This window comes from uncultured Dokdonia sp. (assembly GCF_947496725.1).
In the GTDB taxonomy this organism is placed as follows: Bacteria; Bacteroidota; Bacteroidia; order Flavobacteriales; family Flavobacteriaceae; genus Dokdonia.
Window position 1 is genome coordinate 197411 of sequence record NZ_CANMDS010000004.1, and the last position, 17238, is coordinate 214648.

Here is a 17238-nt window from a genome sequence, read left to right on the forward strand (position 1 = left end):
AGCCCTTTTGAGTTCATCAAAAGGGCTTTTTTACGCTTTCGCGAAAGCGTACCTATACTAGTTTTGATAAGCAGAGAGCATCCAGACTAGTTTTTCCTGCTGTACAATATAATCACTCATAAGTGCTACTGTACCTTCATCATTTGCATCTCCAGCGATAGAGAGGATTGCTCTTTCTTTTTTTAGGAGTACTGTTAAGGCTTCTAGAATACTTGATATTGCAGTTTCTCCATCTGTAATATCTTCAGTACCCTTTATTTCTGACACTTCAAGATATTTTGTAAATGTATGAAGTGGAGTCGCACTTAGCGTGAGTACACGCTCTGCAATCTCATCTACTTTTATAAGTGCGTCGTTGTATAATTCTTCAAACTTAAGGTGTAATTCAAAAAATCGTTTTCCTCTTATGTTCCAGTGAAAGCCTCTTAGGTTCATATAAAACACCTGGTAGTTAGATAGTAAATCGTTAAGCTCATCTGCCGTTTGTTGTGATGAGGTTACGTCTAGGCCTATGTTATTTAGTTTTTTCATAATTGTTATTTTTTAAGGTTGTTAATAGCTATACTAAGACTTACGCCTTAGTGTCTTAAGGTATTTTTTATAGGTTGACCAAAAGGTAAGGACTTTTACTTATCTAGAGTAAAAGCCCTTTGATTTTTAAATATCTTTTTTTGCTAGATACCAAGTGACTTTTTCTACACTGTCATCTTGTAATCGCTTATTAAGAGCATCAAGTGATTTTGGTGGAGGGCAGATAGCTTTATCACCTCTTTTCCAGTCTAGAGGCATTGCAACCTTATGCTTGTCAGACATTTGAAGTGCATCTAAAGCTCTTAAAATTTCGTCCATATTTCTCCCTACATTGAGCGGGTAGTACATTACGAGTCTTATCTTTTTTGAAGGGTCTATAAAGAATACGGCTCTTACGGCTGCAGTCTCACTCTCGTTAGGTTGTAACATTCCATAAAGCTTAGATACTTTCATATCTATATCTGCAATTATAGGGAAGTCAAAGTAAACACCCGTATTTTCTCTCACGTTTTGAACCCACCCTAAGTGTGCGTGTATGCTGTCTATACTTAAACCTAGTAGTTCTGTGTTAAGTGCATCAAACTCTGGTTTGCGTTGTGCAAAACCACTCATCTCTGTTGTACAGACTGGTGTAAAATCTGCAGGGTGAGAAAACATTACAATCCACTTGTCTTTTGCAAAATCAGACATCTGGATAGTTCCTTTTGTAGTTACTGCTGTAAAATCTGGAGCTGTATCTCCAATTCTAGGCATTGCTATAGGTTTCTCTGGTAATAGGTTTTCGTTATTCATAATATAGTTTTTTGTTATTGTTTTTAATTATGATATAAATATACACTATAACCAGAGTATCTATAGTAACCTTTGTTACACAGCCTTTCTTTTATAAAAGATTTAACAAGCTGAGTTTCTTGTTGAAAGATAGAGCTTGCTATAAATTACAAGAGGCAAGATCTTAGATCTTGCCTCTATACAATATGGGGTTACTGTATTCATTATACATTTTGCCCTTTTAGCATTTTATTCCAGTATAAGTAGGGTAGCATAAATTTTTTGAGCATCCACAATCTCCAGTGTTCTTTTGAGCTATCTTTTATGAGTAGTTGCTTGAGTTTTGGATCTGGGGTAAAATTGTTGTGATAATCAAACTCTGCAAGGACCATTTTACCATAATCTGTTACAAGTGGGCACGATGAGTACCCTTTATATGATTGAGTACCTATTTTATTATGTTGTATAAGAAGGCCTAAGTTATCTACCACAATAGGTACTTGCTTGCGTATCGCAGCCCCAGTTTTTGCTGTAGGTAAGGCAGCTACATCTCCAAGCCCAAAAATATTTGGGTACGTGTTATGCTGCATTGTATGGTGATCTACATCAAGCCAGCCTGCATTATTTACTAGTGTAGATTCTCTTACAAACTTAGGTGCGACAGATGGGGGAGCTGTGTGCATCATATCATAGTGTATACCATACCTATCTCCCTTTACAGTTACCTTTACATTTTTGTAGTTGTATTGAAATTTTTCATCTAGATATTTATCCTCGTCCTCGCCAGACATAACCACACAGCCACCAGCCGAGATATCTTTTGTGAGTTCATACCAAGCAATTTTATTTGGCCCATCTACAGCCACGAGTTTATGATTAAAACGAAGGTTGATATCCTTTCGGTTTACAACTTCCATCAGGGTTTTTGCAATTTTTTTGACTCCAAAAATTATGGTACCTGCTGTCGCAAAGACAATATCTGTTTTTGTAGTAATATTATTTTTACGCCAGTGATTTTCGGCTAGATACATAATCTTTTGAGGAGCTCCACCGCATTTTATTGGAGTGGCTGGTTGTGTAAAGAGTGCGACACCCCCTTTAAAGTTTTTTATGACATTCCAAGTATGTTTTGGATCTGTATAGTTGCTACACACTACACCATTATCTATTGCCTCGCCTAGACCGGGTACAAGACTAAAGTCATAAGCAAGACCTGGAGCAACAACTAGATAATCATAGGTGATACTACCATTAGATTCGGTGAGTACGCTATTTTTTTCTGGATTAAACCCCGTAGCTTTATCTTTTATCCATACTGCGCCATCTGGAATGACAGAAGCCATAGGTTTTGCAGTTTTGTCAAAATCATAAGTACCTGCACCTACTAGTGTCCAGGCTGGTTGATAATAATGTGTATCTGCCGGCTCTATGATTGCAACGCTGCTTGATTTTTTATTTTTAAGAAGTTGTGCAGCAGTCATTATACCTGCTGTTCCTCCGCCTATGATGAGTACTTGATAATGTGATGTCATTTTCTGTGTTTGTTTGTTAACTCGTTAAAAATAAAGCAACTATATTGCGATTACTGTAACTTGTGTTACACACAGTAGGTATTTTTAATAAATTAACAAGCAAGGTGTCTATTTTATTTAGACAGCTTAATCTCTCTATCATTAAGTGACTGTTCATCTCTATAGTTATTGAGTGGCATTAGAGCCTTTAGTTTTTCTACTTGACTTAGCGAGACGGTAATTGGGTTTTTAAAAATGAACCATTGTACGTTTTCTGTACAAGGAGGAGTGGTGAGAGAGCCACTATATGTGAAGTAAGCTCTATTATCAGGCAGGTTGAGGTTCATATCAAAAGCGCTATCTACAATACGGTTTTCACCCACTGGGATGGGTAAAAAGCTTTCAAGAAAATCAAAAGGTTTACTACTTTTCCCTTCCTTTGCCATAACAGCTAGTACGGCATACTTGCCATTTTTACTTTTGTGCACGAGATGAATCACCATAGGGTAACGTATACCATCTATTAGATGCTCTGCTGGTTCGTGAAAATGAAACTGCTTTAGCTCATAAGTCATTCCCTCTATCGTAATATAATCTCCACTGTCAAAATTGTACTGTATCGTGTGTCCATTATTTATAATGTCGTGTATATGTGTGCTATCAGAATAGGTGATGTTAAGTGGAGTTAATAAGCTATCTACCTCATAGTTTACAATATTAATAGGTGATTGAAACAACCCTCCACAATCAGAATTTTTTTCAATTTCTCCCCAGTGTATTGGTCCAGTCTCACCTTCATAGCTCCAGTGTGCATCCTTATGCAAATCTGTTTTTTGTACACAGCTTATTATTAGAATAGCGATTAATAATATTAAAGAGTGTTTCATTGTTAAAATGTATAAGTAAGTGTAGTTTCCCACACTCGGTTGTTTATAAATAGATCTTCTCTCTTTGCATATATGTCGTGATATCCAGAGCGTACTTTAACTTGTTTGCTTACGCGAAAGATTAAACCCACAAACATCCAGTTTTGATCGAGCTTTTTTGGCCTCAAACCAGTTTCTAGGTTCAAAAAGGCCTCATCATATAGTACAGCGCTTAAGACGCGATTATCACTATATATTCTTAAAGGTATTCTTACTTGAAATTTATAACGAAAACGGTTTCTTATTCTCGCGCCGTCTACATCATAGACTTCATTAAAAAGTTCTGTAATGTTGTCTATATGTCTTACTTCAAAACGCAATCTGTGATCTAAAATAAAATTTGAAAACCTATGTGTAAGAGTAAGTTGTTGAAAAACATTATGCTCTATGATATCAAGAGGTAGGCTATTACCATCGTGTTTATAATTGCGTATGTAGCTATAACCAAATGCTATATCTAGATCATTCTCAAATTTATAATGGACAAAAGGGCGTATTACAAGTTGTTCCCAATCTTTTAAGAACTGTGTGCGTCTCAGGTTAAATTCAGTATTTATAGACCAATTTTGATTGATTTTTTTTGAAACATCAAAAGTGTTCCAGCTACTATATCTTGTGCTAGTATTTTGACCAGTAGCATTTGTGATGCCAAAACAGAGGAAACTAAAAAGTATAAAAAATCTCATCATAAAATACGAGTATTGTTCCATAAGCTTCGTGAAGCAAACGGATGCGTAATTCATTAAAATCTAAAAGTGAGTACGGCTATTATGTTTACAAAATCAAATTATTGATTGTGCATCGTAAAGCCTTTTTTGGAAGATGTAAATAGTTATATGTTGCGGGCAATAAGGAAGAGAAAGCAAGAGGCTTTCATAATACATTACTCTTTATAGTAGTTTTTGATACTCTTCTTTACATATAAAAAGCGAAACAAACCTATAATTAATAAGGCAGGTCCTATAACAATGAGCATAATACCTATCCAGCGTATTTCGTTTAACAGGTCTAATTTTATAATAGCAAAACCAGAACTTAAAAAAACAATAAACGTTCTAAAATAAGCAAGAAAGGTTCTCTCGTTTGCCAGTCTCGTTCTATCTATCGCCAGTTTATCTCTTAGTGATTGCTCTAGTGTGCTCATAGGTTAGGTTATTTTTCCCGTAGCACAACTTACAAAAGATTTTGCCTTTAACAATACACCATTATCATCTTCTATAGATGGATAGCCTAATTTTTTTAGAGTTTCCTTTACAGATAGCGCATCTAGAGCATCTTCGGCAGTAAAGGAGATTGTAGATGATTCTAGATCTACACTAACATTATGTACATTTTCTAATGCATTAATTTTTGTAGTGATTGTATTAACACAGCCACCACATCTTAGATTTTGAACAATTATAGCCGTTTTCATAGTGTAATATTTTGATGAAGAGATTAAGTAAATTGATATAATTAATTACGCTTTCGCGAAAGCGTGATTGCATAAGTTATAATCATTATGATTTATAGAATAAGCTATTTCCAGTTGTTATAACCATCTTCTAGATCAAAGATGATTTTAAAACCTAGGCTATCTAATTTTGCCGCAGCGCGCTGGCTTCTATTACCAGATCTACAATAGAGGTACACCGGTTTATCTTTATCAAGTTTATTTACCTTAGTTGTAAACTCTGATGTTTTAAAGTAATCTATATTTTGTGCTTTTGCTATATGACCAGAGCTGTACTCATTTGCAGTACGTACATCTATGAGCTGCACACCAGGGGTTGCTATTGCGCTTTTAAAAGCGTCTCTGTCGAGTATTGTGATAGCATCGCTCTGTTGCAATTTATCACCGAAAAGTAAGGATAGAAATGACATAAGTATGAGTGTAAGTTTCATTATTATTTTTACTCAAAGATAAGCGCTTAGTATACGTTTGTCAGTGACTTAGGTTACATAGCAATGCTTTTAAAACAAAAAAAAGTGACTGTTTGTACAGTCACTTTTTTCTTCACTAATTTAAAATAATAAGCCTTAATTATAATGAGGCAAATTATGTGTTATGGTGCTACCGTTTCTCCTGTCCAGGCCATCATTCCACCCGTAAGATTGTATGTGCTTTGTACACCCATATTATCAAGTATTTGACAAGCTTGCCCACTACGATTACCGCTCCTGCAATAGATGTAGTAATTTTTTGAGGTGTCAAGCTCTTTTATAGAAGCCATAAACGAGGGCTGGTCTAAAAAATCAATCATTTGAGCATTAGCCTGTATACCCTCTGCACACTCTCCAGGAGTTCTTACATCTAGAATTACAGCCTGACTGTCATTTGCAATGAGTTCTTGCCATTCGGCTTGATTTATATTTTTCATTTTAAAATTTTTATAATGTTGTTGGACACACAAAATCTGTAACAGGTACACCAGCTTCTTTTATGGCTTTAAAACCACCTTTTACATCTATAAGATTGTGTACGCCTCTGCTTTTTAAAATAGATGCAGCAATCATACTTCTATATCCTCCAGCACAGTGTACATAAAAAGTGTCGTTTTCTGGAAACTCTGCAAGGTGATTATTTAAGAAATCTAGTGGTGTGAGGTGAGCGTCTTTTACACGCTCAGATAAATACTCACTCTCTTTACGTACATCGTATACCGGTTTTTTAGTTTTTTCAAGATCAGACTTAAATTGTGCAGCCGTTATAGAGCTTACAGTATCATACTCAAGAGCTTCCTTTTTCCAGGCATCAAAACCACCCTTGAGATATCCCAGTGTGTTGTCAAAACCTACACGTGATAATCGTGTCACGGTCTCTTCTTCCTTACCAGGTTCTGTTACTAGTAATATAGGTTGCTTTACATCTGCAATAAGGGCTCCTACCCACGGAGCAAAACCTCCCTTGAGACCTATAAAAATAGACCTAGGTATGTGACCCTTTGCAAACTCATCTTGATGACGTACATCTAGTACAATAGCACCCGTCTCATTTGCAGCAGCCTCAAAAGCTTGTGGTGATAAGGCTTGTGTACCTCTTTTTAAAACATCTTGTATGTCTTCATAGCCTTCCTTGTTCATTTTTACATTGAGCGGAAAATATTGAGGTGGCGGTAATAGTCCATCTATAACCTCATTTATAAACTCTTCCTTAGTCATATCTGCTCTCAAGGCATAGTTCATTTGCTTTTGGTTCCCTAGAGTGTCTACGGTTTCCTTCATCATATTTTTACCACAGGCAGATCCCGCACCGTGCGCTGGATATACTGTAACATCATCTGCAAGGGGCATTATTTTAGTGCGTAAGCTGTCATATAAAAAACCTGCAAGGTCACGCTCTGTGAGTTCTCCCATTTTTTGAGCAAGATCTGGCCTTCCTACATCTCCTAGAAATAAAGTGTCACCACTAAAAATCGCGTGGTCTTTACCATCTTTGTCTTTAAGAAGGTAAGTTGTACTTTCCATCGTGTGTCCTGGTGTGTGTAATGCTATAATAGTTACATCACCTAGCTTGAACTCTTGGCCATCTTTTGCAATTATTGCGTCAAAAGAAGGGTTTGCATTTGGACCATATATGATAGGAGCGCCTGTTTCTTTGGCTAGTGTTACGTGCCCACTCACAAAATCTGCGTGAAAGTGAGTTTCAAAAATATACTTGATTTTTGCATCATCAAGTTTTGCTCTATCAAGATAAGGTTTTACCTCTCTTAAAGGGTCAATTATAGCAACTTCACCTTTGCTTTCTATATAATAGGCACCTTGTGCTAAGCATCCTGTGTAGATTTGTTCAACGTTCATAAGTATATTTTTGGATACGCTTTCGCGAAAGCGTACTAATAATTAATAGTGTAAAATTATAACACAAGTAGTGTCTTTACAGTAACCTAAGTTACATAGGGTAAAATTAATAAAAACTCCTATTACCAAGTGTTAATAGGAGTTTATCATAATACGTGCTACTTTATAGTAACGTAGTAGGGCAAATATAGTCAGTTTTTGGGATGCTTGTCTCAGCAATCTCTTTAAAACCGCCAGTAACATCTACAAAGTTGTCCCAGCCACGCTGTTTTAAAATTGAAGCGGCTATCATACTTCTATAACCACCAGCACAATGTACTATAAATGGAACCTCTTTTGGAAACTGAGCAAGGTGCTTATTGATCTCATTAAGTGGTATGTTTATAGCATCAACTATATGCTCAGAGTCATATTCACTCTTTTTACGTACATCTATTATAAGTGGTTGCTCACTTTTGTAACGTGTAGCTAGCTCTGTTGCGTTTATGCGTGCTGTGGTCTCAATGCCTTTGCCGCTTTCTCTCCAAGCGCCGAAACCTTTTTTGAGATAGCCTATTGCATAATCATACCCTACGCGAGATAATCTAGTGATTGCTTCTTCTTCCTTACCTGGGTAGGTTATGAGTAAAATTTCTTGTTTTACATCTGGAATCATCTCACCAACCCATTGTGCAAAATTGCCATCTAATCCTATGTTAATACTGTTAGGTATAAATCCAGAAGCAAAGTCTGAGGCATTACGAGTATCAAGCATAAGAGCACCAGTTTCATTTGCGACAAGCTCAAACTCTTCTGGAGTGAGGGCTTTTGTAGCTCTACTCATCACGGTATCTAGACTTTCATATCCTTTAATATTCATAAGAACATTTTGCGGGAAATATCCTGGAGGAGCAGTGAGTCCATCTAGTAGCACCTTTATAAACTCTTCTTTACTCATATCTTGAAGAGCGTAGTTATACTTCTTTTGGTTTCCTAGTGTGTCTGTAGTCTCCTTGCTCATCATTTTTCCGCAGGCAGATCCAGCACCGTGATTAGGGTAGACGATGAGCTTATCATCTAGAGGTAGTATCTTATCTCTAAGAGAATCATAGAGGTGGCCTGCAAGTTTTTCTTCTGTGAGGTCTGACACTACGTGTTGAGCAAGGTCTGGACGACCCACATCTCCTATAAAGAGGGTGTCACCAGTTATGATGCCGTGTTCAGAATTATTTTCATCTATGAGTAGGTAGGTGGTGCTCTCCATAGTATGACCAGGGGTGTGTATTACTTTTACTTTATAATCACCTATAGAAAAGATTTGCCCATCTGTTGCTATTGTAGCTTCATAAGCTGGCTTGGCTCCAGGACCAAATACAATCTCTGCACCGGTTTTTTTTCTTAAATCAAGATGACCGCTCACAAAATCTGCGTGAAAGTGAGTTTCAAAAACATACTTAATTTTTGCATTGTCACTTTGTGCACGATCTATATATGGTTGTACCTCCCTTAATGGATCAAACACTGCTGCCTCGCCATTACTTTCTATATAGTATGCAGCGTGTGCGATACATCCGGTATAAATTTGTTCTACTTTCATTGTGAATAGATTTTAATGTTAAACACTATAAAAGTAATAGGCTTTTATGAGTAGTTTGGTCACTTATGTTACAGAAAGGGAGGTAATTATAAAACTATGACATTTGTCATATTATATGGCTGTAAATAAAAAAAGACCTCGTGAGAAGGTCTTTTATATAATGTGTTGAGGCTTGAATTATTTAACAAAGAACTCCATATAGAAAATAAATACCGCCATCACGAGGATAAAGTAACCAAAACCTTTTTTGAGTTTCTGTCCATCTATAAAATTACTTAAATAACTGCCTATAAAAATTCCCACAAGAGAGATTAGTGTAAAAATGGAGAGAAATACCCAGTCTACATCCATCGTTAAAGCGTCACCTAAAAAGAAGCCCATAAGAGATTTAAATGCTATGATTATGAGTGATGTCCCTACGGCTACTTTCATTTTTATGTTTGCAAGTATTACTAGCGCGGGTATGATTAAAAAACCACCACCGGCACCTATCATACCAGTAATCGCACCTACTAGCAATCCTTCTATTAAGATAAGAGGATAGTTATACGATACCTTACCATCATTTTTTTCTGGGCATTCTTTACGCTTTTTGAGCATTGAGAAAGCCGCTGGTATCATTAGTATTGCAAAGAGGCCAAACATTGCCATCCTGCGTGTAAAATCAAAATCACCTATGGTAAATAAAACGTCTGGTAAAGCTGGCACTACATAATGCCTTACCACTGTAACTCCCACAATAGCAGGAATACCAAATACTACTGCAGTACGCCAGTCTACATATCCTTTAAGATGCTGTTTAAGCCCGCCTACGAGCGCACTAGCACCTACAATGAATAAAGAGTATGCAGTTGCTACTTTTTCGTTTACAGAAAACAAATATGCAAGAACAGGTACCGCAAGTATGGAGCCACCACCACCTATGAGACCTAAAGAAATGCCTATAATGAGAGCACTTATATATCCTAATACTTCTAAAACTTCCATAATGAAACTTTGTATTTTACAGCAAATGTATTCTGATATAAAACTACTGGCAGTAACAAAGGTTACATAGCTAGTCTAAATCTATGATTTCTATATAATTTCTATGTAATTCTATTTTACCTAGTTTTTCTAATTTCTTGAGGAGCCTGGATATAACTACTCTCGAGCTGTGTAGTTCTCCTGCAATCTCTTGGTGTGTGTTGCGTATGCTGTTATCTTCATTAATTCTAGACTTATTTTTTAGGTATTCTAGAAGACGCTGGTCCATATTATTAAAAGCAATACTATCTATGGTGTGGAGCATCTCATTGAGACGGGTGTGATAGCTTTCAAAAACAAAATTTCTCCAAGATTTATATTTTGAAGTCCACATCTCCATTTTTTGAATAGGTACCATTATAAGAACGGTGTCAGTCTCTGCGATGGCTCTAATCTCGCTCTTTGTTTGCCCTAGGCAGCAACTCATAGTCATAGAGCAGGTATCACCTTTTTCTAGGTAGTAGAGTAGGAGTTCATCCCCTTCTTTATCGTCTCGCAATATTTTTATAGCACCAGAGATAAGTAAAGGCATACCTTTTATGTAAGAGCCTATCTCCATAAGTTTAAAGCCAGCGGGAACTTCTTTATAAGTCCCTACTTGCGCAATCTCGTTTATTAAGTCGTCTTCAAAAAGGTGACCGTAATTTTGCTTAAGTTCTTGAATCATTTATATATAAATAAGTCAGTTTGTAAATTGCAATTAAGATGATAGATGCTTCAGTTTTTATGAAGCATTACATTACTACTGTATTTTTAGTATTGTAAAGTTAACCTAATTCTAATGTCCTTTAAGTAACAAAAGTTACAGTAAGAAAGATATAGAATTCATTAATTTTACAAAATGTAGTTGTGCGCTTTAAAAGGTAGCAAAGTTTGTAAGATTACTAGCAAATTACGTCTACTTATATGTGTAAAAGTCTAGCACTCTAGTTAAGAACATATGGAAAAATATATGATAGGTTTTAAAGATGCAATTCTAGGTACCATAGATTGGACCTGGAAATCTGTCATTTTTGAAGTCCCTTGGTATACTAATTACTTCTGGGGGCTTATCATTTTGTCGCTACTTGTCTGGTCTATGGAAATACTTTCTCCCTGGAGGAAGGAGCAATCTGTTTTTAGAAAAGACTTCTGGCTAGATGGCTTTTATATGTTTTTTAATTTCTTCTTGTTTACAATAGCAATAAGTGGTTTTTATAAGTTATTACAACTTGGTTTTGAAGATATAGGGATAAGCGAAGATTCTCTAGCGCTTTTTGATCCATCTTCTTGGCCTATGTGGAGCCAGTTACTCGTCTTTTTTATTGTGCTGGACTTTGTGCAATGGTTTACACACAGCTTATTGCATAAATATCCTTTTTTCTGGAAGTACCACAAGGTGCATCATAGTGTAAAAGAAATGGGGTTTGCAGCACACTTGCGCTATCACTGGATGGAGAATATTCTCTATAAACCACTTAAGACATTTGGCGTAATGATTCTTTTTGGTTTTGAACCTACACAGGCATACATAGTGCACTTTATTGCAATAGCAATAGGTCACATAAATCACGCAAACATTAAGATTACCTGGGGTCCTTTAAAGTATATTTTTAATAACCCCGTAATGCACTTGTATCATCACGCATATACCATTCCCGAAGGAACTTATGGAGTAAACTTTGGAATATCGCTAAGTGTATGGGACTATATTTTTAAGACAGATTATATACCTGAGGATAGCGGTACTATAGAGTTAGGTTTTCCCGGAGATGAGGTTTTTCCAAAAGACTTTGTGAGTCAAAACACCTACGGTTTTAAAAAAGGACAACAATAGGGGAGTAGTACGCTTTCGCGAAAGCGTAATTATAAAGAATACAATCTATAATTGCGGCTATCTATTCAAAAAGCTCAGATGATAGGTATCTATCACCACGATCACATATAATACTTACAATAATACCACTCTCAAGCGTGCTTGCCAGTTTAAGTGCTGCTGCTGTAGCACCACCGCTGCTCATACCCGCAAGAATACCTTCTTCTTTTGCGAGACGTCTAGCCATTGCAATTGCCTCTTCTGTACTTACTTCAAGAACACGATCTACCTTTGAAGCGTCAAATATAGCTGGGAGATAAGCCTCTGGCCATTTACGTATACCGGGTATTCTAGAACCATCTGTGGGTTGTACGCCCACTATCTCAACACTTTTATTTTGCTCTTTGAGGTAGGTTGAGGTACCCATAATGGTACCGGTTGTGCCCATAGATGATACAAAGTGAGTTACTTCTCCATCTGTATCTCTCCAAATTTCTGGACCTGTAGACTTGTAGTGTGCTTTCCAGTTATTATCATTAGAAAACTGGTTAAAGCTGTAATAGCCTTCATTTTTTACTTTATCGATAGCATAATCTCGAGCACCTTCTATACCATCTGGGTGTAGTGTTACTTTTGCACCATAAGCACGCATAGTTTGCACTCTCTCTTTGGTAGCCTTTTCTGGCATTACAAGCTCTATATCTAGACCATAAATGGCTGCAATCATAGCTAGCGCGATACCCGTATTACCACTAGTAGCCTCAATGAGTTTTGACGTTTTATCAATCTCGCCAGCATCTAGTGCAGTCTTAATCATATTAAGAGCAGCACGATCTTTTACACTCCCTCCAGGGTTATTTCCCTCAAGTTTAAAATATAGATCTACGTTTGGGTTTGTATTAAGTGTAGTAGACTTTACAAGTGGTGTATTACCTATTCTATCTATGAGTGTTTTATTCATTTTTTCTTATTTGTTTTTGTAGATACTTGTAGCTCTGGTCTATGTACGACAAATGTATGGGGTTCTATAGATGAGGTTATCCAGGTGTTACCACCTATAACGCTGTGCTCACCTATTACTGTATCACCACCTAGTATAGTAGCATTTGCATAGATGGTTACGTTGTCTAGTATAGTGGGGTGGCGTTTTGTGTTTTGTAATTCTTTAGTAACAATAAGAGCTCCTAGTGTTACTCCTTGATACAGTTTTACGTGATCGCGTATTTCTACCGTTTCTCCTATAACTACACCGGTCCCGTGATCTATAAAGAACGAGCTACCTATGGTAGCGCCGGGGTGTATGTCTATACCTGTAAGCTGGTGAGCATACTCTGTCATTAATCTTGGTATGAGTGGTAGGCCCAGGTTGTAAAATTCTTTTGCCATTCTATAGATAGATATGGCAAAAAAGCCAGGGTAGGCAAGGTAGACTTCTTCTAGGGTTTGTGCGGCAGGATCATTTGCAAGTATGGCCTGTGCGTCTTTTTTGAGATTAGTACAAATAGTGGGTATCACTTGCATAAAATCTACCCACGTCTTACAAGGCTTTCCCTTTATCTCTGGACAAGCTAGGTCTCTTATGGTGGTAAATAAAACTTCTAGTTCTATAAGTGATGTCTGTACATCTGTCTCTATATCAAAAAGAGTGTCAAAAAGAAGTTGAGTAAATCTTTGTGATTCCTTCTTTAATCGCACGGTAATGTGCACTTCTCTTTTTTGAGCATTTATTGCATCTACAAGGTGCGATACCTCCATAAATTATAATTTCTAAAGGGTTTGTCTAATTATTACAGACATAATAAGTACTACAAAAATAAGGTAATTATCGCCTATATTATAGTGAGGTAAAAATGAGTGCCTTTAAGCGCTTGTTACCGTAGATTTTTTACTAGCAGTACTATCATAATTAAAGAAAAATTGCGCCCAAATAATTTTAGATAGCGCATATAGTAATGGAAACAGTGCTATAAGTGATACTACAAATGAGATCATAAGTGATGTAGGTGTAAGTTCTTCTCTTAATAAATAATTAAGCACTACTACAGCCATAAATAAAGCAACTCCTAAACCATAAGAAACATAATAAGAACCCTGATAAAAACCAGTTTCTAGCTCAAACTTTGTATCGCAGCAAGAGCAACGCTTGTGCACTTTGCCCATTGTACTAAATTTATAAGGATGTCCTTTAAAAAAATCACCTTCTTGACACACTGGGCACTTCATCTGTATCACACTATATAATTTAGTTCCTTTGAGCATAATCTTAAGTTTTAAGTAAAAGTAATTTGCAATACTCAGGTTGTACGTAACCATTGTTACATAAGAGATAAAATTCTATGATAAAAGAGTTTTAAGAAACTTACTATTTAACATATTTGTTACTGCATAATTATTACCTTTCCCTTTCCCTATGATGACACAACCAGATGCTTTAATTGCTAGATTTCTTCAAAAAGATGCTATGTCTTTTGAGAAGATATATGAGCTATATAGTGAGAGCCTCTTTGGAGTTATTAATAGTATACTGCACGACAAAGAATTATCTGAAGAGGTACTACAAGACACTTTTGTAAAAATCTGGAATAACTCAGATCGTTATAACCCAAAGAAAGGTAGATTCTTTACCTGGATGCTCAACATAGCACGCAACAGTGCAATAGATAAAACAAGATCTAAGGCATTTAAGAATCAACGTAAAAACCATACAGCCGAATATTTCGTAGATATTCTTGAAGCGAGAGGGAGTTTTAATACCTCTGTAGACGCCATAGGGATTCAAAAATTTGTAGACGTTTTAGAACCGCTTTGTAAAAAGATAATTCACTTCTTGTTTTTTAAAGGGTATACCCAAAAGGAAACAGCCGAAGAGCTAGAAATTCCTCTCGGAACTGTAAAAACAAGAAATAGAATCTGCATAAAAAAATTAAGAGATATCGTAGGAGTAGAATGAAAGACCCACAAACATATATAGACTCAGGAGTGCTTGAACTCTTTGTATATGGGACCCTTCCTGAGGAAGAGATGGTCGAAGTTGCTCACATCGTAGCTCAAAATCCTGTACTCTTACAAGAAGTAGTTTCTATAGAAAATAGCTTGTTGAAACTTGCCAGCGCAGCCGCTCCGGCTCAGGTGGCAGACTTTAGTAACCTTAGAAAGTATATAGATGTAGATGGTAAAGTAATACCGCTTTCGCGAAAGCGAACTCCTATACCTACCATAATATTATGGGCAGCAGCCATTCTTTTACTTGCTGGAGTAGGTTATTTATACACTGAAAACAGTAAGCTAGAAAACCAGCTTGTAGATACAGAGCGAGAGTTACTATTGCAAGAGTCTAAAACCCAAGTAGCCGAATCTGATTTACAGCAAACAAAAGATATCCTTAACGTTATAAGACAGCAAGATCTTATCGCTGTACCGCTAGGTGCCCAAGCTGTTGCACCAGAAGCATATGCATCTGTGTACTGGGATCAAGAAAACGGAAAGGCTTATATAGACGTAAAGGGGCTGCCAGAACCGCCAGAAGGAAAGGTGTACCAAGTATGGTCGCTTACTTTAGAACCACTCACGCCTACCAGCTTAGGGATACTAGACCAGTACGATGTTACGGGTAATCAAATTTTTGAACTTGATAATCCTAACCAGTCAGAAGCATTTGGTATCACGCTAGAACCTGCCGGAGGAAGTGAATCTCCTACTCTTGAGCAACTTTATACCTTAGGCGTAGTAACCTCTTAATTCCCTTCTTAAATTTTATACATAAGACACTTAATGCAATTGTGTGTCTTGTCATTTACCTTATATATAATTAAGTAACTCTGCTCTACTATATGTTTGATAATGCGGAGTGTAATTTTTACTATGGGGTGGGTTAGAAACAAAAAAAAACGACCTACTTAAAAAAGTAGATCGTTTACAAACAAACTCAAAAAAAAACTACCCAACCTTATAGTTTTCCTCTTATGTAGACACTTACGTAAAAGTTTGTGTCTTGGTTTCCTTTTATAGATTTTTTATTTCTGAGTAGGTTACTGGTCCTAACTCATAACTTGTTTCTAATAGTTCTTCTTTAATTGGGGTGAGATCTTTTTGCATACCTAGTGCTTTATAGATTTGTGCAGTGTGAAACTGTGCCGCTGGCTCATATGTTTTACCTATTACGTGGTCTTGTGCAATTTTAAGTGCTTGCTTGTACTCACCTTTTCCATAATGTGCGTGGGCTAGTAAATCATAAGACATAGGGGTGGGGCGGTTGCTCACTTCCTTTTTTGCTAGAGTAATTGCTTTATCTGCTGTTTCTGGTTGAGATGCATAAAGTTCTACAAGGTAAGCGCCGTACATATCGCCGTAGTTTATTGCAGTGGCACTATTTGTAAATTGTTTCTTTAAATTTTCGGCAGTTTTGTTATCGCCCGTGTACTCATAGATTTCAGATTTTAGTAATGCATAATCTGGGCTTTTTGCGTCTTTTTCAATTCCTTCAATAATACGTAATGCCTCCTGTGGGTTATTTTCATATGAATATGTTATCCAGGCAATTCCTTTTTTCGCGTAAGCGTTAGTAGGGTCTAGGGATAAAGTTTTGAGATAGTGATTGTAAGAATCTTTTATGCGTCCAGCGTGCCCATAATAATCTGCTAGGTTTGTGTATACCCATATTTTGAGATCTGCAACATTGCTGCGCTCTGCGATGTGCATTGCGTTTTCCATATGCTGTATAGTGGCATCTAGATTACCACTGTAGTCCTCCCATTTTGCAAGTCTTATTAAGTAATTGTAGTTAGAAAAATCTGCTTCTTTATCTAGTAAAGTTTTTGCTTCTTTATAATTACCTAGCTCCATTGCCACATCAAATAATACAAAGTTGCTAGCGCTTATCTCACCGCCTACTTGTGCAGCAGAGTCTATCATTGTTTTTGCTTCTTTAAAACGGTGCTGTGTGATATAGTTTTGAGCGAGAGCGCGTAGGTAGTTGTCTTTCCCTATCGCTGCTTTTTGTGCAGCTTTATGTAAATTTTGCTCAGCCTTTTTTAGCATCTCGATATCTGCATTTTGATTAAAAAGGGCGGTGTAAGTTCCTGCGCTTTTGCTTAGGTCTATTATTTGTGAGCTGTCTTTTTTAATACGACTGTTCCAGAATACTACTTGGTCATTAAGCTCAGTAAGTTTTGTGATGTTACTTGAGGTAAGATATGCGTTATAGTCATTTTGGTTTGTGATTGTCTCGTCTTTATGGCTATGGCACGATGCGAGGAATAATAACGTAGATAACGCTATTAAATATCTTGTATGGTATAGTTGGTAGGTTTTCATAGTTTGTTT

Annotated in this window: 20 protein-coding genes; 3 read left to right on the top strand and 17 right to left on the bottom strand. The window is 36.7% G+C overall.

The window, feature by feature from the left end; translation table 11 throughout:
* Positions 1 to 57 precede the first annotated feature (57 nt).
* From Q0948_RS10290 to Q0948_RS10350, 13 genes are all read right to left on the bottom strand, one after another.
* Positions 58 to 531 (bottom strand): Dps family protein, encoded by a 474-nt coding sequence (locus Q0948_RS10290; protein WP_298351963.1) that lies wholly within the window; start codon positions 529 to 531, stop codon positions 58 to 60.
* Positions 532 to 657: 126 nt separating this feature from the next.
* The gene (locus tag Q0948_RS10295) at positions 658 to 1323 is read right to left on the bottom strand and encodes a peroxiredoxin (protein WP_298351966.1); all 666 of its coding nucleotides are present in this window, start codon (positions 1321 to 1323) and stop codon (positions 658 to 660) included.
* Between the two features lie 203 nt (positions 1324 to 1526).
* Positions 1527 to 2834 carry an FAD/NAD(P)-binding oxidoreductase gene (locus Q0948_RS10300; protein WP_298351969.1) on the bottom strand — a complete coding sequence of 436 codons (1308 nt, stop codon included), beginning with the start codon at positions 2832 to 2834 and terminating at the stop codon, positions 1527 to 1529.
* A 113-nt stretch (positions 2835 to 2947) separates the two neighbouring features.
* On the bottom strand, positions 2948 to 3700 hold the full coding sequence (locus Q0948_RS10305) for a carbonic anhydrase (RefSeq protein ID WP_298351972.1): 753 nt from the start codon (positions 3698 to 3700) through the stop codon (positions 2948 to 2950).
* A 2-nt stretch (positions 3701 to 3702) separates the two neighbouring features.
* On the bottom strand, positions 3703 to 4428 hold the full coding sequence (locus Q0948_RS10310) for a DUF2490 domain-containing protein (protein WP_298351975.1): 726 nt from the start codon (positions 4426 to 4428) through the stop codon (positions 3703 to 3705).
* A gap of 194 nt (positions 4429 to 4622) precedes the next feature.
* Positions 4623 to 4883 carry a DUF202 domain-containing protein gene (locus tag Q0948_RS10315; protein WP_038599726.1) on the bottom strand — a complete coding sequence of 87 codons (261 nt, stop codon included), beginning with the start codon at positions 4881 to 4883 and terminating at the stop codon, positions 4623 to 4625.
* A 3-nt stretch (positions 4884 to 4886) separates the two neighbouring features.
* A complete protein-coding gene (locus tag Q0948_RS10320) occupies positions 4887 to 5153 on the bottom strand; it encodes a heavy metal-associated domain-containing protein (RefSeq protein ID WP_298351983.1) in 267 nt (88 codons plus the stop codon).
* A gap of 104 nt (positions 5154 to 5257) precedes the next feature.
* Positions 5258 to 5623 (bottom strand): rhodanese-like domain-containing protein, encoded by a 366-nt coding sequence (locus tag Q0948_RS10325; RefSeq protein WP_237747115.1) that lies wholly within the window; start codon positions 5621 to 5623, stop codon positions 5258 to 5260.
* Positions 5624 to 5784: 161 nt separating this feature from the next.
* A complete protein-coding gene (locus tag Q0948_RS10330) occupies positions 5785 to 6099 on the bottom strand; it encodes a rhodanese-like domain-containing protein (RefSeq protein ID WP_298351990.1) in 315 nt (104 codons plus the stop codon).
* 10 nt (positions 6100 to 6109) lie between these two features.
* Positions 6110 to 7519, bottom strand: a complete 1410-nt coding sequence (locus Q0948_RS10335) for an MBL fold metallo-hydrolase (protein ID WP_298351993.1) — start codon at positions 7517 to 7519, stop codon at positions 6110 to 6112.
* Between the two features lie 163 nt (positions 7520 to 7682).
* Positions 7683 to 9095, bottom strand: a complete 1413-nt coding sequence (locus Q0948_RS10340) for an MBL fold metallo-hydrolase (protein WP_298351996.1) — start codon at positions 9093 to 9095, stop codon at positions 7683 to 7685.
* 177 nt (positions 9096 to 9272) lie between these two features.
* On the bottom strand, positions 9273 to 10082 hold the full coding sequence (locus Q0948_RS10345; protein ID WP_298351999.1) for a sulfite exporter TauE/SafE family protein: 810 nt from the start codon (positions 10080 to 10082) through the stop codon (positions 9273 to 9275).
* Between the two features lie 70 nt (positions 10083 to 10152).
* Complete coding sequence (locus Q0948_RS10350; RefSeq protein ID WP_298352002.1) at positions 10153 to 10788, bottom strand: Crp/Fnr family transcriptional regulator; 636 nt, start codon at positions 10786 to 10788, stop codon at positions 10153 to 10155.
* Positions 10789 to 11061: 273 nt separating this feature from the next.
* Here Q0948_RS10350 and Q0948_RS10355 point away from each other — a divergent pair, with 273 nt between their 5' ends.
* Positions 11062 to 11937: a sterol desaturase family protein gene (locus tag Q0948_RS10355; protein ID WP_298352005.1), complete on the top strand. Its 876-nt coding sequence runs from the start codon at positions 11062 to 11064 to the stop codon at positions 11935 to 11937.
* 61 nt (positions 11938 to 11998) lie between these two features.
* On the opposite strand, the gene cysM is transcribed toward Q0948_RS10355, so the two are convergent.
* The 3 genes from cysM to Q0948_RS10370 all read right to left on the bottom strand — a co-directional run bounded on the left by cysM (position 11999) and on the right by Q0948_RS10370 (position 14175).
* Positions 11999 to 12877 (bottom strand): cysteine synthase CysM, encoded by an 879-nt coding sequence (gene cysM, locus Q0948_RS10360; protein WP_298352008.1) that lies wholly within the window; start codon positions 12875 to 12877, stop codon positions 11999 to 12001.
* Entirely contained in the window at positions 12874 to 13671 is a 798-nt protein-coding gene (epsC, locus tag Q0948_RS10365; protein WP_298352011.1) for a serine O-acetyltransferase EpsC, read from the bottom strand. Before epsC ends, cysM begins: the two co-directional genes overlap by 4 nt.
* Before the next feature lie 105 nt (positions 13672 to 13776).
* Positions 13777 to 14175, bottom strand: coding sequence for a DUF983 domain-containing protein (locus Q0948_RS10370; protein WP_298352014.1), 399 nt, complete (start codon positions 14173 to 14175; stop codon positions 13777 to 13779).
* 151 nt (positions 14176 to 14326) lie between these two features.
* Here Q0948_RS10370 and Q0948_RS10375 point away from each other — a divergent pair, with 151 nt between their 5' ends.
* The gene (locus Q0948_RS10375; protein ID WP_298352016.1) at positions 14327 to 14866 is read left to right on the top strand and encodes a sigma-70 family RNA polymerase sigma factor; all 540 of its coding nucleotides are present in this window, start codon (positions 14327 to 14329) and stop codon (positions 14864 to 14866) included.
* Entirely contained in the window at positions 14863 to 15654 is a 792-nt protein-coding gene (locus tag Q0948_RS10380) for an anti-sigma factor (protein WP_298352019.1), read from the top strand. Before Q0948_RS10375 ends, Q0948_RS10380 begins: the two co-directional genes overlap by 4 nt.
* 264 nt (positions 15655 to 15918) lie before the next feature.
* Here Q0948_RS10380 and Q0948_RS10385 read toward each other — a convergent pair whose 3' ends face one another.
* Positions 15919 to 17229 carry a cell surface protein gene (locus Q0948_RS10385; RefSeq protein ID WP_298352022.1) on the bottom strand — a complete coding sequence of 437 codons (1311 nt, stop codon included), beginning with the start codon at positions 17227 to 17229 and terminating at the stop codon, positions 15919 to 15921.
* Positions 17230 to 17238 lie beyond the last annotated feature (9 nt).

Bases quoted from the DNA above. Each gene is read 5' to 3' on its own strand.
- Q0948_RS10290 (WP_298351963.1), bottom strand. From the start codon at position 531: ATGAAAAAACTAAATAACATAGGCCTAGACGTAACCTCATCACAACAA.
- Q0948_RS10295 (WP_298351966.1), bottom strand. From the start codon at position 1,323: ATGAATAACGAAAACCTATTACCAGAGAAACCTATAGCAATGCCTAGA.
- Q0948_RS10300 (WP_298351969.1), bottom strand. From the start codon at position 2,834: ATGACATCACATTATCAAGTACTCATCATAGGCGGAGGAACAGCAGGT.
- Q0948_RS10305 (WP_298351972.1), bottom strand. From the start codon at position 3,700: ATGAAACACTCTTTAATATTATTAATCGCTATTCTAATAATAAGCTGT.
- Q0948_RS10310 (WP_298351975.1), bottom strand. From the start codon at position 4,428: ATGATGAGATTTTTTATACTTTTTAGTTTCCTCTGTTTTGGCATCACA.
- Q0948_RS10315 (WP_038599726.1), bottom strand. From the start codon at position 4,883: ATGAGCACACTAGAGCAATCACTAAGAGATAAACTGGCGATAGATAGA.
- Q0948_RS10320 (WP_298351983.1), bottom strand. From the start codon at position 5,153: ATGAAAACGGCTATAATTGTTCAAAATCTAAGATGTGGTGGCTGTGTT.
- Q0948_RS10325 (WP_237747115.1), bottom strand. From the start codon at position 5,623: ATGAAACTTACACTCATACTTATGTCATTTCTATCCTTACTTTTCGGT.
- Q0948_RS10330 (WP_298351990.1), bottom strand. From the start codon at position 6,099: ATGAAAAATATAAATCAAGCCGAATGGCAAGAACTCATTGCAAATGAC.
- Q0948_RS10335 (WP_298351993.1), bottom strand. From the start codon at position 7,519: ATGAACGTTGAACAAATCTACACAGGATGCTTAGCACAAGGTGCCTAT.
- Q0948_RS10340 (WP_298351996.1), bottom strand. From the start codon at position 9,095: ATGAAAGTAGAACAAATTTATACCGGATGTATCGCACACGCTGCATAC.
- Q0948_RS10345 (WP_298351999.1), bottom strand. From the start codon at position 10,082: ATGGAAGTTTTAGAAGTATTAGGATATATAAGTGCTCTCATTATAGGC.
- Q0948_RS10350 (WP_298352002.1), bottom strand. From the start codon at position 10,788: ATGATTCAAGAACTTAAGCAAAATTACGGTCACCTTTTTGAAGACGAC.
- Q0948_RS10355 (WP_298352005.1), top strand. From the start codon at position 11,062: ATGGAAAAATATATGATAGGTTTTAAAGATGCAATTCTAGGTACCATA.
- cysM (WP_298352008.1), bottom strand. From the start codon at position 12,877: ATGAATAAAACACTCATAGATAGAATAGGTAATACACCACTTGTAAAG.
- epsC (WP_298352011.1), bottom strand. From the start codon at position 13,671: ATGGAGGTATCGCACCTTGTAGATGCAATAAATGCTCAAAAAAGAGAA.
- Q0948_RS10370 (WP_298352014.1), bottom strand. From the start codon at position 14,175: ATGCTCAAAGGAACTAAATTATATAGTGTGATACAGATGAAGTGCCCA.
- Q0948_RS10375 (WP_298352016.1), top strand. From the start codon at position 14,327: ATGATGACACAACCAGATGCTTTAATTGCTAGATTTCTTCAAAAAGAT.
- Q0948_RS10380 (WP_298352019.1), top strand. From the start codon at position 14,863: ATGAAAGACCCACAAACATATATAGACTCAGGAGTGCTTGAACTCTTT.
- Q0948_RS10385 (WP_298352022.1), bottom strand. From the start codon at position 17,229: ATGAAAACCTACCAACTATACCATACAAGATATTTAATAGCGTTATCT.